This is a genomic window from Gloeocapsopsis crepidinum LEGE 06123, from assembly GCF_015207655.1.
In the GTDB taxonomy this organism is placed as follows: Bacteria; Cyanobacteriota; Cyanobacteriia; order Cyanobacteriales; family Chroococcidiopsidaceae; genus Gloeocapsopsis; species Gloeocapsopsis crepidinum.
Genome location: NZ_JADEWN010000062.1, coordinates 1 through 25,102 on the forward strand (window position 1 = coordinate 1; position 25,102 = coordinate 25,102).

Here is a 25,102-nt window from a genome sequence, read left to right on the forward strand (position 1 = left end):
GCTTTCAAACTATTATTCTTTTCTTGGTTCAGTTGCCCTTCCGGAGGCGCTTTGCGCTTGCCTTTCCTTCTGGCGCTTTACTAATATATCTAACCTCAATTGAAATTGTCAAGCTTTTTGAGAGAAAGTTTTTCGAAATTGCTGAAAATACAGTAACAGAAGGCATTTGAAGGCAACAATAAGGCAAACTTTGAGAAGGAGTTACGAAAAAAGGTTTGAAATAGGGTGAATTTTCAGTCAGTTATTGCGGTATTGCATCAGTTTTGGGGCGATCTCGGTTGCTTAATCGCCCAGCCTTATGACATTGAAAAGGGTGCAGGAACGAAAAATCCCCATACATTCCTCAGGGCTTTAGGTCCAGAACCTTGGGCAGTTGCGTATGTAGAACCGTGTCGTCGCCCTACTGATGGGCGCTATGGAGAAAATCCTAATCGCTTTCAGTACTACTATCAGTACCAAGTTTTAATTAAGCCGTCACCAGATAACATTCAAGAAATTTATCTTGACTCGTTAAGGGCTTTGGAGATTCGTCCGGAAGATCATGACGTCCGGTTTGTGGAGGATAACTGGGAAGATGCGACGGTTGGCGCTTGGGGCACTGGTTGGGAAGTTTGGCTCGACGGAATGGAGATTACGCAATTTACTTACTTCCAACAGTGTGGGGGGATTGATTGTCGTCCAGTTTCAATTGAAATTACCTATGGACTGGAGAGGTTAGCAATGTATCTTCAAGAGGTTGAGGCGATTACAAAGATTCAGTGGACAGACAACATTGCTTATGGCGATGTCCACCTGCAAGGAGAAATAGAACAGTGTACTTATAACTTTGAAGCATCAAACCCAGAGTTGTTATTTACCTTGTTTAATCTATACGAACAAGAAGCACAGCAACTAGCAGATAGAGGATTGGTTTTACCAACTTTAGATTATGTTTTGAAGTGCTCGCATACATTTAACTTGTTAGATGCGCGAGGAGTGATCGCTGTCACGGAACGCACTCGATATATTGCTAGAATTCGTAGCTTAGCCAGGAAAATCGCTCAGCTTTATGTACAGCAAAGAGAAACCCTCGGTTTCCCGCTATTAAATGTCAAGGGAGGCGTTGAGGCAAATGTTTAACTTAACTGAAGTGTTAGAAGCGATCGCGCTTTGGTTTCGTAGTTTAGGAATACCAGAATCGATTGTGCGCTGGGGACACCCAGCAATGATGGCAATTGTCATATTTGCGATGGGTAGCTTTGTGGGATTTGCTGGATGGCGGGGACGAGTTGCGACAGATAAAGCTATCACCAGTAAGAGTTTGGCAGATCATCGAACATTAGCACCGTGGATGTTTCTATTCATGGCGCTTGGTTATACAGGTGGTGTGTTGTCTTTGGTAATGCAACGTCAGCCAATTATGGAAAGCCCGCATTTTTGGACAGGTTCGAGTTTGTTAGTGCTGCTACTAGTAAATGCGGCGATCGCATTATTTGGTTTTGGACGCGATCAAGGTACATTACGCACGATTCACGCCTATTTAGGAAGTACTGCCCTCGGTTTGATGGTTCTTCATGCTGTATTCGGGTTGAAATTAGGTTTGGCGATTTAACAACGCAGATGAACGCAGCTATTCTATGTTTAGCTTTTATTGCAGGTTTGTTATCTACAGCTTTTGTGTGGGGAGGATATGCAGTATTATCTATCGGGATAGTTGCGTCTGTTTTCGTTAAACGCGTTTGGCGGGGTAGTCCTAAACCACAAGTTTGGTTAATCGCTGGAATCATTGGCTTGTTAGCAAGTTTGTACTTTCAAATGCGGATACCGCAACCAGCAACGAATGATATTAGTCGGTTAATTGAAAACCAACAGCAAGTTGTTACTGTTCAGGGAAAAATTACAAGTACGCCGCGCTTAACTCGGAGTCAACGAGGACAATTTTGGTTATTGACAAGTTGGTTAGAGGGAAGTAAAGTCACAGGAAAAGTATACGTTACTGTACCTTTACTCCAAGCAACAGGGTTATATCCTGGACAAAGAATTGCAGTTACTGGTGTCTTATATCAACCTTCAATAGCAACAAATCCAGGAGGCTTTGATTTTCGGGCATATCTAGCAAGAGAAAGTACGTTTGCAGGTTTGAGTGGGCGACGAGTTGAAATTACAGAAGGACAAAAATCTTCTAAATGGGGTTGGTGGAAGATTCGCCAAAAAATTGTGCGATCGCAAGTACGGTGGCTAGGTAGCCCAGAAGGATCGCTTGTGAGTTCAATGGTAATTGGTGGAAAAGCGGTCGATCTACCTTACGATATCCGTGACTTATTTGTACAAGTTGGGTTAGCCCATGCTTTAGCGGCATCAGGATTTCAAACTTCATTAATTCTAGGGGTGATGCTGGCATTGTTACGGCAGTTTTCGCTGGTACTGCAAGTGAGTTTTACAGGAGGTGCATTATTACTCTTTCTAGGATTAACTGGCATGCAGCCCTCAGTGTTACGTGCTGTTGTAATGGGGTTTGCGGTACTTGTTGCAATTGGAACAAAGCGTAAAGTTAAACCCTTGGGTTCACTATTATTTGCTGCAACGTTATTATTGCTATTCAATCCGCTATGGATTTGGGATTTAGGATTTCAACTGAGCTTTTTGGCTACTTTAGGATTATTAGTTACTGTACCGCCGTTAATCAAACGTTTGGATTGGCTACCAGTGGCGATCGCAACTTTGATTGCAGTTCCGCTAGCAGCAACTTTGTGGACTTTACCGTTACAACTTCAAGTATTTGGTATTGTTCCACTTTATAGCTTGGTAGTTAATGTTTTAAGTACGCCGTTGATATCGGTAATTAGTATCGGTGGCATTGTAAGCGCGATCGCATCCATCGTTTACCCTTTTGCAGGAAGTGCTTTAGCTTGGCTGTTGTATTACCCAACTCATTTTTTAATTGGATTGATAGGATTTTTTGCGCAGTTACCAGGAAACTCAATTGCTGTAGGTAGAATTTCTGTTTTACAGTTACTGATGGTCTATGGATTAATCATCTTAGCTTGGTTACAACTTTGGTGGCAAAAGCGTTCGTGGTTAGTTGGTGTCATAGCAATGGGTATCATTTTAGTTCCGATATGGCACAGCCAAGCTACCGTATTTCGGGCAACAGTGTTAGCAACTGCCTCTGAACCAGTGTTAGTGATACAAGACCAAGGTAAGGTTGTACTCGTGAATAGTGGCGACCTGAATACAGTAAGGTTTACTGTGTTACCATTTTTGCAACAGCAGGGTATAAATCAGATTGAGTGGGCGATCGCTACCGATAGTGAGACAAGTCATCGTAGTTGGGAAGAGATTAATAGGCGTTTACCAGTCAAGAATTTTTATACTTCGACCAGTTCAACTGAAAGAACACCTGCATTAGCAAATGTTTGGCGTTCTGAACGAACATTAATTGCTGGTGATACAAAGATACAGATTAATGATGACGGATTGCAATTGCAAATAAAAGAGCAAACGTGGTTGTTACTCACTAATGTTGGATCTGATGAGCAAAAGCAACTAGTTTCTGTAAAGAAATTACCTGATGCGCAAGTGTTGTGGTGGTCTGGAGAGACTTTAGCAGAAGAAATCTTAGCAGCAGTGAAACCAGAAGTGGCGATCGCTTCTACTACCGATCTAAGTGCTGACGTCCTATCGTTACTAGACCGAAACAAAATTCAGCTTTTGTGGACAGGAAGGGATGGAGCGATTCAATGGACACCCAAGGAAAAGTTTGAAGCAACAGTGGATGAAGCAGAAAATAGTGCTGCGTGGCTGTAAAAAGATCCTAGTTCGTGATATTGTTATTTACAGTAGGAAAGTGTGCCTACTTGGAGAGGTGGCAGAGTGGTTGAATGCGACGCACTCGAAATGCGTTATGGCGGCAACGTCATCGTGGGTTCAAATCCCACCCTCTCCGTTTGAGTAGTTACCAAATATGAGATTACTTGTGGCACCACAATAAGTGCTGGCATAGAGTCATGCTGATTAAAAATGAGCTAATTGAAATTAAAACATCGGAAGGAATTAGCATTCACAATATTACGCTCCGGATTGAGAAGATCCTGACTGCTACCGCGATTCAAAATGGTCAAGTTTTGGTTTTTTCACGACACACGACTACAGCTTTAGCAATTAATGAAGACGAGGAGAGGTTGCTGGACGATGTCAAGGCCCATTTAGAGAAGTTAGCGCCTTCTTCTGGGAAGTACTTACACAACGACTTGCATTTAAGGGTTGTGCCCCCAGATGAACCGATGAACGCACACTCGCATTTGATGGCAATGATGCTCAGTAGTAGCGAAGTCATTCCAGTGGTAGATGGAAAGTTAGCGTTGGGGACGTGGCAATCGGTGTTGTTTTTTGATTTGGATGGTTCGCGTACAAGAAGTGTACTTGTGCAAATTAGCGGTGAATAATCGCATCTCCTGACTTTAGTTTTTTGAGCGCATTTCTTGCTGTCGCATCGGCATAGCATCGATCTGCTGAAAGATGGCTGTGGGTTCTACGGGAGTCGTTTCGCGGCGTTTAGCTGTACCGTCTTTGCCAACGAGAATCACGCTAAATTTATCACCTATATTGAATTGTTGTTTGATCTGATAAACGTCTTCTGAATCAATATTCTTACCATTAATGCGGCTTCTACCGTTAGTGAAGAGTTCGATTAAGAGTAAGTCTCGATCTGCAAATTCTGCGGCTTGATCCGAGAATAGTTGCATCTGCTGTTGGTATTCTAGGGTATTTTCCGATGGGGCAGATACTAATAGCAGGCGGTTTTGCCATTGGTAGGATTGAAGGTTAAGCACGATCGGTGTTTGTTGAAGGGTTTGGTTTGGTGCAGAGGTGATAGGTGAATTGGGAGAAACTGTGAGAAAGGTTAAGTGCAAGAGAGATTAGTTGGGTAAGCATGAATTTGAGGTAACGAACTACATGGACGTATCCTTTTCGCAGGGTAGACACCTTCCCCGCAGGAGTTGCCAAAGGCTAGGACACGAAGGGAAGAAGTGTTTTGATCGTTGTGATTTTAACCTAAGTAAGCTTTTTTGACTTGTTCGTTATTGAGTAGGTTAGCGGCTTTGTCTGTGAGGGTGATGCAGCCTGCTTCTAGAACGTAACCGCGATCGGCAATTTGAAGGGCGAGATTGGCGTTTTGTTCGACTAGGAGGATAGTGACGCCAGTAGTGCGGAGATTTTGGATAATAGAGAAGATTTCGCGGACGATCGCAGGGGCAAGTCCAAGACTGGGTTCGTCTAAGAGTAGTAGTTTGGGTTTACTCATTAAAGCACGGGCGATCGCTAACATTTGCTGTTCGCCACCACTGAGGGTTGCTGCAAGTTGATTGCGGCGTTCAAATAGACGCGGGAAAATTTTGAATTGATGGTTGATATCGGCTTTAACGGTTGCTGAGTTAGGGCGGATGTATGCGCCGAGTTTTAGGTTGTCGAGAACGGTTTGTCGGGCTAGTACTCGTCTTCCTTCAGGACAATGCGCGATACCACTTTGGACAACCTTGTAGGTAGGATAACGAGTAATATTATGTCCTTCGTAATAGATTTGTCCACTGCGACAATTTACAAGTCGGGAGATTGCGCGTAATGTAGTGGTTTTCCCTGCACCATTTGCACCAATTAAAGTAACTACTTCACCTGGATGAATAATGATATCAATACTTTTTAATGCTTGAATGCCGCCATAATTTACTGATAAGTTTTTGATATTTAATAGCTCAGAATTATTCTGATAAATTATTTCCTTATGATTACCTAAGCTCATTATCCTACTCCTAGGTAAGCTGCTATGACCGCTGGATCACTTCTTACTTTTTCTGGTTGTCCTAGTGCAATTAACTGACCAAAATCTAAAACTGCAATGCGATCGCATAATCCCATAACGAGTGGTACGTGATGCTCAATTAAAATAGTAGTTAAATCAAAATCTGTGGTAATTTGTCGAATAAACTTACTTAAGTTCTGTTTTTCATTGGGGTTCATCCCTGCTGCAGGTTCATCGAGAAGTAGAAGTTGTGGTTCCAAAGCTAATGCACGAGCAATTTCCAATCTGCGTTGATCTCCATAAGGTAAATTATGGGCTTTTTCGGTAGCGCGATTGCTTAAACCTACTAAGTTAAGTAATTCTAATGCTTTTTGTTTGTTGTTTTGCTCTTCTTTTGGTGCAGGTGGTAAACCCAAAACTCCGGTGAATACATTACTATTAATATGAATATGTCTGGCAACAATAATATTTTCTATTGCAGTGAGTTCGCCAAATAAGCGAATATTTTGAAATGTTCTAGCAATTCCCTGAGAAGCAATTTGATGTGGGCGAAGTTTAATAATTTCTTTACTACAATATAGAAGTTTTCCACCTGAAGGCTGGACTAAACCTGTAATTAAATTAAATAGGGTTGTTTTACCAGCACCGTTAGGACCAATTAAACCGAAAATCTCATTTTTATTAACAGTAAACGAAACATTATTTACTGCAACTAATCCACCAAAACGCCGCGTTAGCTGCTGTGCTTCCAAAATAGGATCGTTGTTCTTTAAGTCTACCTCTTCATCCACGATCTTATCCCTCGCTCCTTCAATAATTCTGGCGTGACCAAACCTTGAGGGAAAAATATTGTACCAATTACAATAAGTAGTCCAAATATGATTAAACGACCATCACGGAAAAATTGTGCTAGTACGGTGGGTAATCCTGCTGTATCGGCGATTGCTCTTAAGACTTCGGGTAATGCTGTAAATATCATACCGCCTAACACAGGTCCTATAAAGCTTCTCGAACCACCAATCAAAACAAAAGTTAGATAAATGATACTTGCATCAAACGTTCCTTGACGTGCATTCCAGGTGTTGAGGAAGTGTGCACTGATTGCACCCACCATTCCTGCTAAAATTGCACCTAGGGTAAATGCTAGAACCTTGTAGTAAGTTGGATTAATCGCCATTGCATCAGCGGCGAGTTCGTCTTCGCGAATTGCAGCAAAAGCCCTCCCTACGCGAATTTTTTCTAGACGGTATAGAAAGAACATACTCACTAAAAGTAAAGGAATTGCAATCCATAAATACTCGATTGCTGTTTGAAACGGTTGAGGAATACCAAAAATACCTACCGCACCGCCAGTAATTTCAAGATTTAAAGAAACAACACGTAATATTTCGACGAATGCAATAGTTGCGATCGCCAAATAAATTCCGCGTAACCGTAATGCAGGAATTCCAACAATGACACCTAGTATCCCACATACGACACCAGCAACTAGCATTTCTAACAGTAAAAATGGAACCGGAAATAACTCTTGCGTAGCAGAAAAGACTTGCGTTGACAGAATTGCAGCAATATAGCCTCCCAAAGCATAAAAGCCAGGACTTGCTAAAGACAGTTGTCCAGCCATGAGAGGTAAGTATAATGATAGTCCTAGCATTGCCCCAATAACCATTGAGACAATTAAAAACCCATAGGTATCAAAAAAGCCAACCATGAGTCGTCATGCAGTTGTTATATGAAGAGGTATTCTCCCATAAAAACTGATCCAGCTACGCTACTCTTAAAGTTATTTGCACTGGACATCTAGCTGAATTGCGCGAATTGAGTAATCTAGTAACTCCATCGGATGCATCACAGTAATCTTGCTACTTTGCTGCTGCATATGTTTGGTAATCTGCAAAGTACAACCAGGATTGGCAGACGCAACTAATTCTGCACCTGTATTCAAGAGATTTTGTACTTTCTGCTTGCCTAACTCATCCGCAACTTCAGGTTGTAGCATATTGTAAACACCTGCACTTCCACAGCATAAGGCTGCATCAAGGGGTTCTCTTAGTTGTACTCCAGGAATTTGTCGGAGTAATTGGCGGGGTTGGATACTAATTTTTTGTCCATGTAATAAATGACAAGCATCCTGATAAACTAAGGTTAGAGGTTTTTCTGTTAGAGGTGAAAGTTTGGCGGTTAAACCAACGCTAGCAAGAAATTCTTGTGCATCTTTAACGTTGGCAGCAAAGTCTTTAGCTTTATCGCAGTATTCTGGATCGTCTTGCAGTAAATGCCCGTATTCTTTTAATGTATGACCGCAACCAGCTGCATTGATAATAACAGCATCTACGCCAGTATCTGCAAAGCTATCAATCATCTGACGTGCTAAAGCTTTAGCTTGTTCTTCTTGTCCTTGATGATGCGGTAATGCTGCGCAACAGCCCTGTGTTTTGGGAATAACAACTTCGCAGCCATTTGCTGTTAAAACTCTTACAGTAGCTTCGTTGATTGGTGAGAAAAAGAGTCGCTGTACGCAACCTAAAATCATACCTACGCGATAGCGTTTCTCACCTTGGGCAGGAATAATTGTTGGTAGTTTGTCTTGAAAAGAATTCAGCGTAATTTGCGGTAAGATTGATTCCATCGCGGCGAGGCGAGGAGAAAAGCGTTGAAGTAACTTTGTCGAACGGACAAGCTTTTGCACACCTGACTTTTGATATAGCAGTAGAGGTGCGAGTAAAAATCGCAGGCGATTAGGATAGGGAAATAAGGAAAAAATGAGTTGACGATACAAGCGATCGCCCAAATTACGCGGATAGTTACGTTCGACTTGGGGACGTGTTGCAGAAATTAATTTGTCGTATTGTACGCCGGAAGGACACGTTGTAACGCACGCTAGACATCCTAAACACGAGTCAAAATGCTGTACTGTCGCTTTGCTAAGCGGGATTTCTCCTTCGTTCACAGCATCCATAAGATAAATGCGTCCGCGGGGAGAATCCATTTCTTTGCCAATTACGCGATAACTCGGACATGTTGAAAGACAAAATCCACAATGAACGCAAGTGTCGATTAACTTTGAATCAGGTGGATGTTGCTTATCAAAGCCACTCAAGTGACTCAAATTAGCAGGTATTGCATCTTTTGAAGAGTTTTCTGAAGTTTGCATTGTATTCTTTATTCCCTCAAAAATTAATTCCAAATTTCTATAAAATCTAAAATAAATTATGGTAATATTTTTTCGCCTAAAAGTGTTTGAGGAGACTTTATAATTTCTATTTCCTGATTTTGTTGATATATTTCTACTTGTTGATTTTGCGGATCAATTAACCAGCCTAGATTCATACCGTTTTCAAGGTATTTTTGCATTTTAGTGCGTAATTCTTTGAGGCTATCTGATTCTGATCTTAGCTCAAGAATAACATCTGGGCAAAGGGGAGAAAATTTTTCTTTGCTTCATTACTAAGCGATCGCCAGCGTTCTAACTCAATCCATGTATCATCAGGAGAGCGATCGCCGCCTAATGGTAACTTAAATTCAGTTGAATAATCAAGGGTAAATCCTAGTTTTTTCTTTTTGTTACAAACGACTAATTGACTAATAATATCTGCATTTTTTCTTCCTGATTCTCCCCTTGTAGATGGCATAATCATCAGTTGACTTGATCGAACTCTTTCTAATTTTAACTCAGGATTTTTTCGACATAATTCATAATATTGATCGTCGGTTAGATAGACACAAGGTTTTGAATCTAAGATAATGACACTCATTTTAACAAAACACGGTGGCAAGAGAAGAGTAAATCTATTCAGTTGTCAATAATTTAAGGTTTCTGTGTTTACCTCATCAAAATTAAAGTCATCCAACAAAACGAAATGGACTCAAAAGATTATTTGGATCAAACTGTTGTTTCATCCGCTGCATCATCGATAAAGCATTACCTTGATATCCCCAAACATCGGTTGTTTCTTTGAATGCTTTTGGGGCTGATAAAACTGTGAGAAAACCTCCTTGAGAGTGACAAAAATCTCGCATTTGTAGAATACTTTGCTTATCCACATCAGCATCAAAACGCAATAAACCTAAACCACTACTAGTGTGAATTAAACCCATGTGCGAATTGAATTGCGTCAGCGTTGCAACAGCATTTGTAGGCAATACCCCTATTTTGCAAGTAATTTCAGTAGGTTTGGTAGGCGATCGCATTTGTTGTTGTAATGCTTGCCATAACTCAGTCTCATCATCTACGTAAATTAAGCCCTGTAGATTTAACTGTTGCCCTAATTCTAAAAGTGATGTAGCTTGTTGTTGAACACTTGCAGCAAGGCTTTGAAATCGAACAACCAACCCTAAACCTTGACCAATATCTAAATTTGTGACTAGTTGCTTTGAGAGGAGATCAGATGCAACTGGAGTTAAAGCTGAGGCGCGTAAACTTGTGACTGCTTGGGCGATCGCATCTGAATTTCCAGTCAACACTACTGTACTAGAAGCTTCTGGAATGGGATAAACGCGGAATGTCACAGCAGTAATTATCCCTAAAGTACCATACGACCCAGTAAACAACTTCATCAAGTCGTAACCAGCAACATTTTTAACGACTCTTCCTCCGGCTTTAGCAATTTTGCCATCTGCACGGACAAAACTAATTCCCAGAAGTTGATCGCGTACTCCTCCGTAACGTTGACGTAACGAACTAGTATCAGCGGTGGCGACAATTCCTCCTAAGGTCGCTGATTCTGGTCTAGTGGGGTCGAGTGCGAGAAACTGCCCCGCAGTTGCTAAAGTTGTTTGTAAGTCTGCAAAGAGAATTCCAGCTTCTGCTGTTACGGTTAAATCGCCAACGGCATGTTCAATTAATTGATGAATGCGTTCGGTACTAATAACAATTTGTACGCCTTGTGCTAATCCACCCCAATCAAGTTTGGTCATGCTTCCACAAGGTAAAATTTTCCATTGATTTTTGTAAGCACAGGTGACAACATCTGCAAGTTCTGCTTGAGTTTGGGGATAAGTAAGACAAGGATAATTTTCTATTGCGATCGCCTGTTGTATCCGTTCGCGATGCTTAGCTTCAATATCATCCCATGCTACAACTCCAGAACTACCAACAATGGTTTCTAGTTTTTGGGCGATCGCATTCATACTACTTAGGTGATTACATTAACGTTGTCAAAGTAGATTTTACTTAGATTGTGTTTACTTAAGCCTCACTATTTAGATTTAACTTAATACTTTACATATAATTCTTAAACTATTAAGATACTTGTGCCAGTTTTACTTTTTTTAATTTAATTGCTTTTGCTATAGTCAAAAAGTTTTTAGGCGCACAGTATATATTAGTAAACTTTTTATGAAATAAATTTTCCGCGATCGTACGATTACTTTTAAATAATATTTGTATTATATTTAACTTGCTCTTTTAGAAAAATCGTTAAAATACGCAGTTAATAATGAATTAAAAGTTACAATAATACAAAAAGAAAATAATTATCATATTTCGTTTAAAAAGCAAAAAATAGAAATAAACTATAATATTTTTTGGTAAAATATTAAATTTATGCCTTTGTTTATCTATATACAAGAGTTTCAATTACCTGTTATTAATAATCCTATCTTAAGACGTTTGATAGCAATATTCTTTTATTGTCTATTTTTTTGCATAACAACTTCATTAAGTTATTACGAAAATTGATAAAAGCTATCACTATGTGGAAAAAGATAATTATTAAGATCAAGTCATTATTAAATCATAAACAAAATGCGATCGCTTGCAATAAACAGTCAAATAGAAATCAACAAATCAATCAAACTTTAGAGCAAAAGTTTCAAAAACAAACTCTACAGTTACAACAAGTTAATCAACAACTAGCAGATAAAATTGTTGAACAACAGCAGATAGAAATAGCTCTACGCGAGAGCGAAGAAAGATACCGCGATCTATTTGAAAATGCGAATGATTTAATTCAATGCGTTACACCAGAAGGCAAATTTATTTGTGTAAATCAAGCTTGGAAAGCCACTCTAGAGTACAGTGATACGGAGATAGAAACTCTTTCTATATTTGAAGTTATTCATCCTGATTGCTTAGACCATTGTATGGAAATTTTTAAAAAAATAATGGTTAGTGGGGTTTGTAATGAAGTTGAAGCTGCGTTTATTTCAAAAAGTGGTAGGAAAGTTATACTTTCTGGAAGCATTAATTGTAAATTTGTTCAAGGTAAACCAGTTTCAACTAGAGGTATATTTCGGGATATAACTGAGCGCAAGCAAGCTGAAGTCGAAATTCACTACGCTTTGGCAAAAGAACGAGAATTAGTTGAACTTAAATCGCGTTTTATCACGACAGCATCGCATGAGTTCCGTACACCACTTGCAGTTATTCTTATGGCAGCTAAATTACTTGAAAAGTTCAGTAACCAAATATCAGAAGAAAAGAAACAACTTTATCTCGAACGTATTCAAACTGCAGGTAATCACATGACACAGTTGTTAGATGATATTTTAATAGTTGGTAAACTTGAAGCGGAAAAGTTACAATTTGCTCCAGCTTATTTAGATTTAATACAATTTTGTGGTGAAATAGTAGAACATATGCAAATTAGTAGTACTACTAATTTGCATGCAATTAAATTCAACTGTACAAGTTCAGTTACTCGTGTTTACCTAGATGCAAAACTATTGAGGCATATTCTCATAAACTTATTATCTAATGCTATTAAGTATTCGCCTCAGGGTGGAAATATTAACTTTGAATTAGCATACAAATCACAAGAGATTACTTTCAGAATTCAAGACCAAGGAATTGGTATTCCAGAAAAAGACCAAAAATATTTATTTGACTCTTTTTATCGTGGTAGCAACACTAGTACAATTCCTGGAACAGGTTTAGGTATGTCCATAGTAAAACAGTGCGTGGATTTACACAATGGAAATATTGTAGTAGAGAGTCAAGTTGGAGTTGGTACTACAGTCACTGTCACAATACCTGAACAATGCTAAAGTGTATTATTTATTTTTGGTTTTATTTACACTTAAAATCGCTCTACTGAATCAAATTTATTTGCTAATTCAGCCCTTGCAGCTTCTCCACACGTACGAGGTGTCGGAAATATTTTTCCAGGATTTGCCAGTCCTTTCGGATTAAATGCTTGACGAATATATTGCATGGTTTCTAGATCGGTTTGGGTAAACATATCTGGCATATAGCATCGCTTATCAGCACCAATTCCATGTTCACCTGAAATACTTCCACCGACTTTAACACAAAGCTTGAGAATTTCTCCACCTAATTCTTCCACTTGTTCTAATGCACCAGGAATGGAGTTATTGTATAAAATTAAAGGATGAAGATTACCATCACCTGCATGGAATACATTAGCAATTCGATAACCGTATTGTTTACTTAAGTTCTCAATTTCTTGCAAAACAAACGGCAATTGTGTACGGGGAATAACTCCATCTTGGACATAATAATCGGGGCTAAGATGTCCTGCAGCGGCAAAAGCTGCTTTACGTCCTTTCCATAGCTTCAAGCGTGTTTCTGGATCATTTGCTGTAGTAATGTTTCGTGCGCCATTCTGTTTACAAATATCAGCAATTCGTTGTTTATTTGTAGCCACTTCTACAGCTAAGCCATCGATTTCGACTAATAGAATTGCTTGCGCGTCTCTAGGATAACAGCCTGTTGCAACAACATCTTCCACTGCATTAATACTGAGATTATCCATCATTTCCATCCCAGCAGGAATGATTCCAGCACTGATAATATCAGACACAGCAGCACCTGCGGCTTCTACGCTGGTAAAATCTGCTAAGAGAACGCAAATTGATTCAGCTGTTTTGAGAATCTTTAGTGTAATTTCTGTGGCAATACCTAGTGTTCCTTCTGAACCAACAAACACTCCTGTAAGATCATATCCAGGCATTTCTGGAACTTGTCCGCCCACTTCGGTAATTGTGCCATCAGGAAGTACAAGCTTTAATCCTAAAACATGATTTGTCGTTACGCCATATTTGAGACAGTGGACGCCACCCGAATTTTCTGCAACATTACCACCAATTGAGCAGATAATTTGACTAGAAGGATCGGGAGCATAATAGAATCCAGCACCGCTAACAGTTTGCGTTACCCAATTATTGATGACTCCAGGTTGGACAATAACTTGCTGATTTTCCAAGTCTACCTTGAGAATTTGCCGCATCATGGCAGTTACAATCAAAACACAATCTTCAATTGGTAGCGCACCACCAGATAAACCAGTACCAGAACCACGTGCGATGAAAGGGATTGAATTGCGATCGCATATTTTCACTATCTCTGCGACTTGTTCAGTTGTGCGCGGTAAGACAACTACCGCAGGGCGTTGACGATAACTAGTTAAACCATCACACTCATAGGTAATTAATTCTTCCTTGCGCTGCACTACGCCATTTTTGCCAAGAACAGCCTCAAATTGCTTAATAAGTGGTTTCCATTTGCTGTGCTGCTGATTTCTAAGAAGCATAGTGGCTTGTGTTAAATGAAGGGCTTAAATAATATTCTGACAAGATTTGCGATAATTCGTCATTTGTCATGATTTATTCTTCCCTGTATCCCTTATACGAGAAGCTTAAGAAGCTGACATATATCACTGAGATCGTATCTATCAACTAATCTAGAAATAGCGTTTCTCAAGTGGTAATCATGGTTGAGCAAACTTTCATCTGTGACGATGACTACTACGTACCAGATGCTAATCAGCTAATTACTGAAGACGATACACCTGTGGATAATTTCGCCTCTGCTAAACAGCAACGCCTGCTTGTTAGTTCCCTTTACAGTTCATTACAAACACGAATTTTCTTAGCTGAAGCAAACGTTGGCGTTTACTACACCGATTTGCAACCCGCGATTGTACCCGATGTGTTTCTCAGTTTTGACGTGCAAGTTCCACAAAATTGGTGGGAAAAGCAAAATCGTTGTTATATGGTGTGGCGTTTTGGAAAACCACCAGAAGTTGCGATTGAGATTGTTTCTAACAAAGAAGGGGATGAACTGGGCAAGAAACTAAGAATCTACGAGCATATGCGCGTCAGCTACTATATTGTGTACGATCCTACTGGGCAATTTGGACAAGTGCTACGGGTGTATGAACTCAGAGGAATGCGATATTCGGAAATTAGTGAAACTTGGCTCGAACAAGTCGGACTAGGTGTGACAATATGGCAAGGAGAATTTGAAGGCAGGCAAGATACATGGTTACGCTGGTGCTACCAAGATGGAAATATTTTGCTTACTGGAGATGAACGCGCTTCACAAGCCGAACAACGCGCTTCACAAGCCGAACAACGTGCTCAACTCCTTGCTGAACAACTGCGAAGTATAGGAATCGATCCTGATACTTTATGAATTTTGAGTTAAAAGAATCTTCTTAACTACCTCACTCCTGACTTGTCATTGAATGTTAATTATTTAAAAACTCTTGAACTCTTTGGTAAACTTGGTCAAATAAATCAGGCGCATCAGCATTAAACCACTCAATCTGAGGATAAGCGCGAAACCAGGTACGCTGTCGCTTAGCAAATTGCCGTGTGTGTAAAACTATTAATTCTTTCGCTTCATCGAGGGTTATTTCACCAATAAGAAACTGCTTGATCTCGTGATATCCCAGTGTATTTAATAGTGGTAGATCAGCACCGTATTTATGATAAAGATATTCCACTTCAGCTACTAAGCCGTCTGCAATCATTTGTTCGGTGCGTTGAAAAATGCGATCGCGTAAATCAATACTACAATCTAAACCGATCTGTAAAATTGGATAATTCGGCGGGTTCTCTCCTTGCTGTTGCGAAATTGGATGTCCTGTCACGTAAAATACTTCTAGTGCCCGCAGTGTTCTGACTAAATCATTGGGGTGAATTTTTTGAGCAGCAACCGAATCAACCTGCTGCAAAATCCTATAAAGTTGCGTTTGACCGAGGGATTCTAGCTGCGATCGCAAATTGCTATTTGGTGCGACGCGAGGAATTTTCAATCCTTGCACTACTGCACGAATATACAACCCAGTTCCGCCCACTAGCAGCGGTATTTTCTCTTGCTGCTGAAACTGACTAATTAAAGCTTGTGCTTGGGTTTGGTAATCTGCAACCGTGAGTGTTTCGGTAGGTGTACAGATATCAATTAAATAGTGCGGTACTAAATTTTGTTCAGCAATTGATGGCTTGGCTGTGCCAATATTAAACTCGCGGTATACTTGGCGCGAATCTGCACTGAGAATCACAGCAAAGCCGAGTTTCGTTGCGAGTGCGATCGCAAGTTGTGATTTACCTGTTGCTGTCGCACCACAAATTGTGATTAAACAAGATCGATAAAAATTACTTGGGTACATCCCCCTGAAAAATTTCCTCTAAAATACCTCTACAGCCGTCTTCAAGGCTTTTATGCTACAATTTATGAGTGTTTTTCTATTTTTTGAGTCAGATAGCTGCTCAAACTTTAAATTTCGTGGAGAATACCTTGCATGACTAGCAGTTACAGCGCCGATCAGATTCAAGTTCTGGAAGGTCTGGAACCGGTGCGCAAAAGACCGGGTATGTACATTGGCTCCACTGGTCCGCGAGGACTCCATCATCTAGTTTACGAGGTTGTAGACAATTCGATCGATGAAGCTTTAGCGGGACACTGCACTCATGTGGAGGTGGATTTAAATGCAGATGGTTCAGTTACAGTAACAGATGATGGTCGAGGCATTCCCACAGATACGCACCCCCAAACTGGCAAATCAGCATTAGAAACAGTAATGACAGTATTGCACGCCGGAGGGAAATTCGGTGGAGGTGGTTACAAAGTTTCTGGAGGATTGCACGGAGTTGGAATTTCCGTTGTCAATGCTTTATCTGAGTTGATTGAAGTTACTGTATGGCGTGACAAGCACGTTCACGTTCAACGTTTTGAGCGTGGTGTACCTGTTACTGAGTTACAAGTTAAACCTTCCAATGAAGGTAGAACAGGAACATCTGTCACTTTTAAACCAGATGCAACGATTTTCACAACAGGAACCGAATTTGATTATATTACTTTAGCTGGTCGTTTGCGCGAACTTGCGTACCTTAATGCTGGTGTCAAGATTACTTTTAGCGATCGCCGCTTAGAACTATTGAAAAGCAGCGAACCGAAAGTCGAGACATATGAGTACAAAGGTGGAATTAAAGAGTATATCGCGTACATGAACCGCGATAAGCAGCCTTTACACGAAGAAATTATCTTTGTGCAGGGAGAACGCAACAACGTCCAAGTTGAAGTTGCCTTGCAATGGTCTGTTGACGCATACACTGATAACATATTAGGCTTTGCTAACAATATTCGTACTGTTGATGGTGGAACGCATTTAGAAGGATTAAAAGCTGTCCTGACACGTACACTCAATGCGATCGCTCGTAAGCGTAACAAAATCAAGGACAATGAACCTAATCTTAGTGGCGAACACGTCCGCGAAGGATTAACAGGAGTTATCTCTGTCAAAGTTCCCGACCCCGAATTTGAGGGACAAACGAAAACAAAGCTGGGTAACACCGAAGTTCGCGGAATTGTTGACTCGCTTGTTGGTGAAGTTCTTACTGAGTACCTCGATTTTCATCCTAATGTTGCTGATTCGGTTCTAGATAAAGCAATTCAAGCTTTTAAAGCTGCAGAAGCTGCACGTCATGCGCGAGAATTAGTCCGGCGTAAATCAGTACTAGAATCGTCTCCCTTACCTGGTAAATTAGCAGATTGTAGTTCTAGAGATGCTAGCGAGTCAGAAATCTTCATCGTGGAAGGGGATAGTGCAGGCGGAAGTGCAAAGCAAGGACGCGATCGCCGCTTTCAAGCAATTCTGCCATTGCGTGGTAAGATTCTTAATATTGAGAAAACAGACGACGCCAAAATCTACAAGAACACCGAAATCCAAGCCTTAATTACTGCATTAGGATTAGGTGTTAAGGGTGAAGAATTTGATGCTTCGCAATTGCGTTATCACCACATTGTCATTATGACTGATGCTGATGTTGACGGAGCGCACATCAGAACACTCTTATTAACTTTCTTCTATCGCTATCAGCGCGAACTGATCGATCAAGGTTATATTTACATTGCTTGTCCCCCACTATATAAAGTAGAACGCGGACGCAATCACTACTACTGCTATAGCGAACGCGAACTGCAAAACTTGATTCGGCACGAGTTCCCTGACAATGCTAACTATACAATCCAACGCTTTAAAGGGTTGGGTGAAATGATGCCTGAGCAACTATGGGCAACAACAATGAACCCTGAAACGCGCACGATGAAACGAGTCGAGATTGAAGACGCTGCCGAAGCTGATCGCATCTTCACGATTTTGATGGGCGATCGCGTCGCCCCACGTCGTGAGTTTATTGAAACTTACGGTTCTCGCCTAAATCTTGCTGAACTTGATATCTAAGCTGCTAAATAAGTAGTATTTTATACAGGAGGAGAAAAGTCCCAAGGCTTTCTCCTTTTTTGTTGATTCCTTGGTTTTCTTACGTAACTACATAAACTTAGAGTAGTTTAATTGTGTGACAAAAGATTTAATAAGCACCTTTACCTGTAATCACAACCACAACGGTTTGCCAGATAATATATAGATCGAACCATAAAGACCAGCGATCGCGATAAATCATATCTAGCTGCAGCATATAGTCAAAGCTCACCTCACTACGTCCACTAATCTGCCACAAACCAGTGACCCCAGGCATTAGTTCTAAACGTTTTATAAAAGTATTGCGATGGTTTTTGACGGCTAGAGTACAATCGCGTAATTGCAGAGGACGCGGACCTACTAAGCTCATATGACCTTGAACAACGTTAAATAGTTGTGGCAACTCATCTAAACTAGTCCGTCGCAAGAATTTACCAACGCGGGTGACACGAGGATCTTCTTTCATTTTAAAGAGTACTCCACCGTCTGATTCGTTTAAATGCTCTAGCTCTTGCAAAAGTTGCTCAGCATTCACTATCATAGTGCGAAATTTCCAGATCAAGAAAGGTTTTCCACCGCGCCCCAAACGTTCTTGCCGAAAGAAAATTGATCCTTTTGAGTCTAGAGAAATCACAAGTGCGATCGCAAGCATCAAAGGACTCAGCAGAAGTATTCCTACACCAGCGCCCAAAATGTCAATAATTCGCTTACTAACAAGTTGCAACGTATATCGTGGGTGACTGACAAAACTAAGTTGCATGGTACAGTAAACCCTTAACAGTCTAGTTGACACTGATAGCCAAAAGGAAAGGTTGGTAATTGGTGACTAGAAAAATATTTATTAACAACTCAAAACTCATGGATTCAAAACTTTCTTAACTTGTGCTTGGAGACTATCTTGATACTTGGAAGGCTGACGCACTGGCACGATTGCACTTGGTTCAGGAGTCACACTCCAGTCGTAACGCAACAACTTTGAGAGGATAATCTTCATTTCCATCTGGGCAAATTGCCAGCCCAAGCAACTGTGCGGACCACTACCAAAGCCTACTAATGCAAAGGAGTGCTTTTTATCTTCTTCGCGAGGTGGGGCAAAACGATCGGGATCAAAGCGATCGGGATCAGTATAGATTTCAGGTAAACGATGCGTTAGCAGTGGAGAAATATCGACGTGCCAGCCAGCGGGAATGCAGTAGCCTGCGTAATAAATATCTTTAACAACCCCACGCGACATATTTTGTACAGGAGGATACAGACGTTCTACCTCTTTGAGGGCGTAGCCCATTTGAGGAAGTTGTTTAAGATGAGATAAGTTAAGTGGTTCATGACCCACGACTTGGGCGTATTCAGTACGTAGGCGATCGTACCACTCAGGATGCGCGACTAACTCAAACATCAACCACGAAAGTAGCACTGCTGGATTTTCATGTCCTGCAAATAGGACCATCAGCAATTGGTCAATAATATCCGATTCACTCAAAGAGTTACCATTTTCATCAACAGATGCGAGTAACAATCCAAGAAAGTCGCGTGACTCTTGTAGTAATCCCTGTTGTCTGCGTTGAGCAATTTTACGCCGTAAAAAAGCTTGTAAATTTCGCCGTGCTTGCTGCGATCGCCCATACAATGTTTGGGGAATATCCAGTTTTAACTTTGCCCGTCGTCCCACAAGCATTCCCAAAAAATACTGTGTTGCTTCTGCGAATTCGCTATCGGTTTCAGTGCCTAAGATAAGACGAATTGCAATTGTTGTTGAGAGATTGGTAAATTCTTCAATTAGGGAAATTGTACTACCTTCTTGCCAATCTTCAAAAAACTTATCGACAATTTCTTGAATCGTGTCAAAGTAATTATTAAGCGATCGCCCGTGCATTGCTGGATACATTAAGCGGCGTGTTGCTTGATGTTCTGCACCATCTTGTAAAAGCAACCCTTTACCAAAAATAGGTTCTAAAAAAATCCAACCTAGTCGTGCAGAAAGATGATCTGCTTTTTCTGCTAGAACTAAGCGGTTAGCATCAGGACCAATTAAAAAAGCGAAATTTTTACCAAAAATCCGTGATTTAAAAACTGAACCATAACGCTGAAAGTGATCCCAGTAAAAAAGTTCTTCGTCTCTAAATAGCTCTTTTGTCTCACCTCCAAATAGCTTACCAAAACTACCAGGCATTTCCTCTGCTGGTTTAAATTGTGACGTTGGTTTTGTTTGGACAACCATTAAAATAGTTCCTTTGCTCAAGCGCGTACAGCTTCAATGATGCTATTAGCAGTTTGTGTAGGGATAATTCTTGTTACCTGAAAACCAGCAGATGCTAAGAGCGATCGGTATTGTGCTTCAGTACGTTCATAGCCACCAGGAGTTGTGAGTAACGATTCTAAATCAATTAACTTTCCGACAAAAGGCTGATTACCAAGAGGCATAATCATTTCTACGATTAAAAGTCTGCCATCTGCTGACATCACCTCACGACAGTTTTTCAGAAGTTGCACTGCGCGATTGTCATCCCAATTGTGAACGACAAACATGAGAATGTATGCATCGCCGCCACTGGGTACTGAATCTAAACAATTACCTGCAATCAGTTCACAGCGATCTGCAACTTTGGCTGATTCAATTACTGAAGTTGCCGCAGCGATCGCCGAAGGATAATCAAAAAGTACCCCTTGCATTGTGGGGTTTGCTTGTAAAAGTGAAATAACTGTGCTGCCACTGGCAAAAATACCAATATCAACAACTTTATTAATCAATGAAAAGTCATAATTTGCAAGTAGCGATTGCGCTGCACGTTGCGAAATACTCGCCTTGGACTCGCTAGAAACTCGCGCAACTTCGGGATCTTGATAAAATTCAAATAATCCTTGTTTGTAGAGGTATTCAAACGCAGGTTCTCCTGTTTTGACACTGTAATGCAGATTTTCCCAAACATTCCAGTGCCAATCTTGACCAAAAAATTTAACAGCAGCGCGGACTGAATCAGGAGAGTCACTTTGAAGGAACTCAGCAAGGGGCGTTAAGCTAAAGTGACATTCATACTCGGCAAAAATACCAACACTTGCAAGCGATCGCATCAACCGATAAAGTGATGGTGCATGAGTTCCGGTTGCTTGTGCCAACTCCTCAACAGTTTGAGAACCATCTGCTAACAAGTCAGCAATGCCCAATTCAGCAGCAGCATAGATTAATCGTGCTACTCGTAAACCCCCTAACATTTGCATCATTGCCACTTGTGGAGGTAAGTCTGGTGGCATATTGGGATTTGGTTTAGTAGTAATCATTTCTCTAGATAGTTAGATAGTAAGGGGGCAGACTAATTTGTAATGAACGATTCTTCTATGTAACTTGCTATTGTTTTCCCCGATCAACTAACACCAACAGCTTCAATGATTTTCCAAGGAGATGCTGTGGCAAAGACTTTTGTCAGCTTGAAACCTGCGGCATCAAAAAGTGCGCGATATTCTGCTTCTGTACGTTCGCGTCCACCAGAAGTTGTTAACATTTCTAAATCCAGAAGTTTACCGAAATAAGGTGTATTTCCAGGAGGAATTACTGCCTCAACAAGCAATAGCTTGCTGTGTTCTGTCATGGCGCGACGACAGTTTTTGAGAATCTTAACTGCGTTGGGTTCATCCCAGTCATGAATAACGGTTTTAAGAAGGTAAATATCACCGCCAGGCGGTACAGACTGGAAAAAGTCGCCAGCAACTAACTCACAACGCTCCGCTAGTCCATTTTCTGTAATAAACTCTTTAGCACCGGCAATTACAGATGGCTGATCGAATAGAACACCTTTGATTGATGGATATGTTTTAAGAATTGTTGTCAGATGACTGCCATAACCACCACCAATATCAACTAATTTAGAGATTCCTGAAAAATCATAGCCAGTGGCAATCGCGCTATTATTTAACGAAGCTAAATTAGTCATCGCTTCATCAAAATGATTGCCAGCTTGAGAATCTTGGACAAAGTACTCAAAAATATTTGGCTTACTAAAGGTATACTCAACAGCGGTTTTACCTGTTTTGACACTTTCAATCAAGTTACCCCACAAGTTCCAGTGCCACTTTTCACCTGACATAATTGCCCAAGCACGTACTGATTCAGGAGAATCTATTTGTAACGTCACAGCTAAAGGTGTTAAGTCAAAGCGTTTTTCCTCGTCTTCGGCAAATATTCCAAAACTCGCAAGCGATCGCAATAATCGATAAAGTGACTGTTCATCCACTCCAGTCAGGTGTGCTAGTTCCTCACTACTTTTGGCGCCATCTTTAAGCAAGTCAGCAATTCCTAATTGTGCTGCAACATATATTGCCTGCGAAACCTGGTAAGCATTAATCATCTCCACCATTGCCACTTGGGGTGGCATCATTTTGGCTCTAAATTTCTGCAATGAATTGGTAACATTCATCATTGCTTGAATCAGCGCCATAGGAGGCTTTTTAGGTTTTGTTTGAAGATTGGCTTGAGACATACATCCCTCTTTACTTATTTGGCAACCAGAAAATCTTAAGGTAAGTGAGCATAGTTATGCATCACACTTTTTATGTCAGTTAATAATTAATTGTTGATTTTCCGTTGACCATTAACTCTTTACAGGTGTAGTTGTTTACTCTCACTCACTCTTTGGTATCTTGATTATTTTGAAAAATGCTAAGAATGTTTGGTGTAGCAAACTTCGTAAAGTGTCGGATCGGATTGTGCAATTTTACCAATTGCAGGCATATGTGACACAGCTTCAGGATTATTAAAAATACCGCGAAAGTCCTCAATACTCTGCCATTGTGCGTAGTTTGTTACTCTTTTACCGTCTAAACTTTTGTGGATATTTGCCGCAATAAAACCAGGAAGCTTACACATGACTTCTTCAGTCGCTTTTACTAATAAATCAACGAGTAATTGCTGGTTTTCTGGCTCAACAATAAATACGTTAATTAAAGTGATGCAATCAGTATCTTTAGATATTGTGGTGAGTTCTTCGTTGTTGATGATTGTAGTCATGTTGACTCCTTGAGTAATTCCTAAGTAGTTACTTTAGAGAATGAATACTCCTAAAAAATTCATGATTCATTTTCGAGAAAGTTACTTTGCAAAGAACAAATAATTACAAATTATGAATTATTTAATCAAGCTGGTACAGATTCGATAATGCTCATTGGAGACTTTGAGGAGATAATGTTTGTAAGTTGGAAACCAGATGCGCTGAGGACTTCTCGATATTGTTCTTCGGTGCGTTCGATTGCACCTGTACTCATTAGCAGTGCTTCTACATCTAAAATTTTGCCTAAAGATGGTTCATTACCTGGAGGAATAACCATCTCAATGAGTAACAGTTTGCCATGTTCTGCGATCGCCTGACGGCAGTTTTTTAAAATAGCGATCGCGCGATCGTCATCATAATCGTGAATTAAATTTTTAACAATGTAAACATTGCCACCAGGGGGAAAAGATGCAAAAACATCACCTGTAACAACTTCGCAGCGATCGCTCAACCCTGTTACTTCAACAAGCCGTTTTACCTGTTCGATTCGAGTTGGACTGTCGAAGTAAACTCCACGTTGCAATGAGTTGTTCTTTAATATGGAAGCAATAAGTTTGCCATCTCCTTGACCTCCTGTTCCAATATCAACGATACACTCAAACGAGGCAAAGTCATAGTTAGCTAAAATTGCCACGTCAGTCATTGCTAAAGCACTGACCATTGCTCCATCAAAATTTTTGGCAACTTCAGGATTTTGCTGATAGTATTCTTCAAACTCCATTCCAAAAAGATGGTCAAAGGCAGGTTCACCTGTTTTAAGACTGTGAAGAATTCCTCCCCACATCCGCCAGTGCCACATTTCACCAACAACGATCGCATAATCTCGTAGCGAATTGGAAACGTTACTCTGCAGTAGCGCACCTCTAGGGGTCAAGTGAAATAAACCGCTCTCGTCTTCAGTGAAGATATCAAAACTAGCAAGTACTCTCAACAATCGATAAAGTGACTGTTCGTGAGTTGCTGTTGTTTGTGCTAACTCTGTAATACTTTGTGGTTGTGTTAACAAGTCTGCAATACCAAGCTTTGCCACCACAGAAATCGACTGTGCAAGTCGATAAGCATTCATCATCTGAAGAATTTTTACTTGCGGTGGCACGCCTTGAGCAACTGGTGGACGAGGTGCTGTAGCGTCTGAGGGTTTGTGTTGCGATGAAACCATGCTTTAGCCTTGCCTTACTGATGAGCGGCGATAAATAATTGTTCTTTATTTGAGCCAAGCTGAAATACTGCCTCAATTCCTGCCATTAGCTCAATCATTTCATTCAATGCGGTTACTATCCGTTGATATTGTCGAATATCTTTATTACTGAGATAAGAACCTTCACGCTCTTTGATCCATTTTTGACAAATTTGATAGTTCCAAACTTGTGATGGTATGTTCTTAAAGTACTGCTTTTTATTGATCCAAATTAGTCCGTTTTCGTCACTCTGCTTTGGTTCTGCGTAACGCACTGCCTCGACAATGTTATTACCTATAACAGGGTAGTCAGCGAGTATCGACATAGGCTGTTCGTCATTACGCTTTTGTGAATATATACGCATAATTCCGCGAATACGAACATCTGCTATCAATCTTCCTTGCCGTTGAGAATGAACTTCATGCCAAGCTGCTTTGCGCAATGCAGGATAAAGTTTATTGTCTTGTTTGTTAGATAATTGCCGATTTCTAACGTGTTGTTCCACTACTGTGTTCATATTTTTTGCCGTACATTATTTATGCAGCTTGTAGTTAGGTAGGACAGAATATATTTTCTGGAGAGTAGATTCTTTGTCTAAACTTGACAAATTGGTATTAAGCAGAGCAATCTAATTCTTTGTGAAGCTATTTTTTAGGAGAA

General features: G+C 40.5%; 22 protein-coding genes, 1 tRNA gene and 1 pseudogene. 8 read left to right on the forward strand and 16 right to left on the reverse strand.

Annotation, left to right across the window (positions count from 1 at the left end; genetic code table 11):
- Nucleotides 1-225: 225 nt before the first annotated feature.
- From glyQ to IQ230_RS20400, 5 genes are all read left to right on the forward strand, one after another.
- Nucleotides 226-1,119 carry a glycine--tRNA ligase subunit alpha gene (gene glyQ / locus IQ230_RS20380; RefSeq protein ID WP_193934084.1) on the forward strand — a complete coding sequence of 298 codons (894 nt, stop codon included), beginning with the start codon at nt 226-228 and terminating at the stop codon, nt 1,117-1,119.
- A complete protein-coding gene (locus IQ230_RS20385; protein WP_193934085.1) occupies nt 1,112-1,591 on the forward strand; it encodes a DUF4079 domain-containing protein in 480 nt (159 codons plus the stop codon). Before glyQ ends, IQ230_RS20385 begins: the two co-directional genes overlap by 8 nt.
- 8 nt (nt 1,592-1,599) lie before the next feature.
- Nucleotides 1,600-3,786: a ComEC/Rec2 family competence protein gene (locus tag IQ230_RS20390; RefSeq protein ID WP_193934086.1), complete on the forward strand. Its 2,187-nt coding sequence runs from the start codon at nt 1,600-1,602 to the stop codon at nt 3,784-3,786.
- 52 nt (nt 3,787-3,838) lie between these two features.
- Nucleotides 3,839-3,925: transfer RNA gene (locus IQ230_RS20395), tRNA-Ser, on the forward strand.
- Between the two features lie 61 nt (nt 3,926-3,986).
- Nucleotides 3,987-4,424 carry a secondary thiamine-phosphate synthase enzyme YjbQ gene (locus tag IQ230_RS20400; RefSeq protein WP_193934087.1) on the forward strand — a complete coding sequence of 146 codons (438 nt, stop codon included), beginning with the start codon at nt 3,987-3,989 and terminating at the stop codon, nt 4,422-4,424.
- Nucleotides 4,425-4,439: 15 nt separating this feature from the next.
- On the opposite strand, the gene IQ230_RS20405 is transcribed toward IQ230_RS20400, so the two are convergent.
- The 7 genes and pseudogenes from IQ230_RS20405 to IQ230_RS20435 form a co-directional block, all read right to left on the reverse strand.
- Nucleotides 4,440-4,892, reverse strand: coding sequence for a DUF4174 domain-containing protein (locus IQ230_RS20405; protein WP_193934088.1), 453 nt, complete (start codon nt 4,890-4,892; stop codon nt 4,440-4,442).
- Between the two features lie 137 nt (nt 4,893-5,029).
- A complete protein-coding gene (locus IQ230_RS20410; protein ID WP_193934089.1) occupies nt 5,030-5,779 on the reverse strand; it encodes an ABC transporter ATP-binding protein in 750 nt (249 codons plus the stop codon).
- Nucleotides 5,779-6,570 (reverse strand): ABC transporter ATP-binding protein, encoded by a 792-nt coding sequence (locus tag IQ230_RS20415; RefSeq protein ID WP_193934090.1) that lies wholly within the window; start codon nt 6,568-6,570, stop codon nt 5,779-5,781. The genes IQ230_RS20410 and IQ230_RS20415 overlap by 1 nt, the downstream gene beginning before the upstream one ends.
- Nucleotides 6,555-7,490 carry a branched-chain amino acid ABC transporter permease gene (locus IQ230_RS20420; protein WP_193934091.1) on the reverse strand — a complete coding sequence of 312 codons (936 nt, stop codon included), beginning with the start codon at nt 7,488-7,490 and terminating at the stop codon, nt 6,555-6,557. Before IQ230_RS20420 ends, IQ230_RS20415 begins: the two co-directional genes overlap by 16 nt.
- A 72-nt stretch (nt 7,491-7,562) precedes the next feature.
- Complete coding sequence (locus IQ230_RS20425; RefSeq protein ID WP_193934092.1) at nt 7,563-8,933, reverse strand: (Fe-S)-binding protein; 1,371 nt, start codon at nt 8,931-8,933, stop codon at nt 7,563-7,565.
- A gap of 56 nt (nt 8,934-8,989) precedes the next feature.
- A pseudogene (locus IQ230_RS20430) lies at nt 8,990-9,534 on the reverse strand (Uma2 family endonuclease).
- 88 nt (nt 9,535-9,622) lie between these two features.
- Nucleotides 9,623-10,909 carry an FAD-binding oxidoreductase gene (locus IQ230_RS20435; RefSeq protein WP_193934093.1) on the reverse strand — a complete coding sequence of 429 codons (1,287 nt, stop codon included), beginning with the start codon at nt 10,907-10,909 and terminating at the stop codon, nt 9,623-9,625.
- Between the two features lie 546 nt (nt 10,910-11,455).
- Between IQ230_RS20435 and IQ230_RS20440 the strand changes: the two genes are divergently transcribed.
- Nucleotides 11,456-12,766: a PAS domain-containing sensor histidine kinase gene (locus IQ230_RS20440; RefSeq protein ID WP_228055190.1), complete on the forward strand. Its 1,311-nt coding sequence runs from the start codon at nt 11,456-11,458 to the stop codon at nt 12,764-12,766.
- A gap of 32 nt (nt 12,767-12,798) precedes the next feature.
- Here the strand turns inward: IQ230_RS20440 and glcD are convergent, their stop codons facing one another.
- On the reverse strand, nt 12,799-14,271 hold the full coding sequence (glcD, locus tag IQ230_RS20445) for a glycolate oxidase subunit GlcD (protein WP_193934095.1): 1,473 nt from the start codon (nt 14,269-14,271) through the stop codon (nt 12,799-12,801).
- 179 nt (nt 14,272-14,450) lie between these two features.
- On the opposite strand from glcD, the gene IQ230_RS20450 reads away from it, so the two are divergent.
- On the forward strand, nt 14,451-15,155 hold the full coding sequence (locus tag IQ230_RS20450) for a Uma2 family endonuclease (RefSeq protein ID WP_193934096.1): 705 nt from the start codon (nt 14,451-14,453) through the stop codon (nt 15,153-15,155).
- A 55-nt stretch (nt 15,156-15,210) separates the two neighbouring features.
- On the opposite strand, the gene miaA is transcribed toward IQ230_RS20450, so the two are convergent.
- On the reverse strand, nt 15,211-16,134 hold the full coding sequence (gene miaA, locus IQ230_RS20455) for a tRNA (adenosine(37)-N6)-dimethylallyltransferase MiaA (protein ID WP_193934097.1): 924 nt from the start codon (nt 16,132-16,134) through the stop codon (nt 15,211-15,213).
- A 132-nt stretch (nt 16,135-16,266) separates the two neighbouring features.
- Between miaA and gyrB the strand changes: the two genes are divergently transcribed.
- Nucleotides 16,267-18,207 (forward strand): DNA topoisomerase (ATP-hydrolyzing) subunit B, encoded by a 1,941-nt coding sequence (gene gyrB / locus IQ230_RS20460; RefSeq protein WP_193934098.1) that lies wholly within the window; start codon nt 16,267-16,269, stop codon nt 18,205-18,207.
- A 127-nt stretch (nt 18,208-18,334) separates the two neighbouring features.
- Here gyrB and IQ230_RS20465 read toward each other — a convergent pair whose 3' ends face one another.
- The 7 genes from IQ230_RS20465 to IQ230_RS20495 all read right to left on the reverse strand — a co-directional run bounded on the left by IQ230_RS20465 (nt 18,335) and on the right by IQ230_RS20495 (nt 24,959).
- Entirely contained in the window at nt 18,335-18,985 is a 651-nt protein-coding gene (locus tag IQ230_RS20465) for a sugar transferase (RefSeq protein ID WP_193934099.1), read from the reverse strand.
- A gap of 96 nt (nt 18,986-19,081) precedes the next feature.
- Nucleotides 19,082-20,443 (reverse strand): cytochrome P450, encoded by a 1,362-nt coding sequence (locus IQ230_RS20470; protein WP_193934100.1) that lies wholly within the window; start codon nt 20,441-20,443, stop codon nt 19,082-19,084.
- A gap of 17 nt (nt 20,444-20,460) precedes the next feature.
- Complete coding sequence (locus IQ230_RS20475) at nt 20,461-21,501, reverse strand: acetylserotonin O-methyltransferase (RefSeq protein ID WP_228055191.1); 1,041 nt, start codon at nt 21,499-21,501, stop codon at nt 20,461-20,463.
- Nucleotides 21,502-21,584: 83 nt separating this feature from the next.
- Nucleotides 21,585-22,697: a methyltransferase gene (locus IQ230_RS20480; protein WP_193934101.1), complete on the reverse strand. Its 1,113-nt coding sequence runs from the start codon at nt 22,695-22,697 to the stop codon at nt 21,585-21,587.
- A 179-nt stretch (nt 22,698-22,876) separates the two neighbouring features.
- Nucleotides 22,877-23,224: an antibiotic biosynthesis monooxygenase family protein gene (locus tag IQ230_RS20485; protein ID WP_193934102.1), complete on the reverse strand. Its 348-nt coding sequence runs from the start codon at nt 23,222-23,224 to the stop codon at nt 22,877-22,879.
- 125 nt (nt 23,225-23,349) lie between these two features.
- Nucleotides 23,350-24,423: a methyltransferase gene (locus tag IQ230_RS20490; protein ID WP_193934103.1), complete on the reverse strand. Its 1,074-nt coding sequence runs from the start codon at nt 24,421-24,423 to the stop codon at nt 23,350-23,352.
- A 14-nt stretch (nt 24,424-24,437) separates the two neighbouring features.
- On the reverse strand, nt 24,438-24,959 hold the full coding sequence (locus tag IQ230_RS20495; protein WP_193934104.1) for a type ISP restriction/modification enzyme: 522 nt from the start codon (nt 24,957-24,959) through the stop codon (nt 24,438-24,440).
- Between the last annotated feature and the right edge of the window lie 143 nt (nt 24,960-25,102).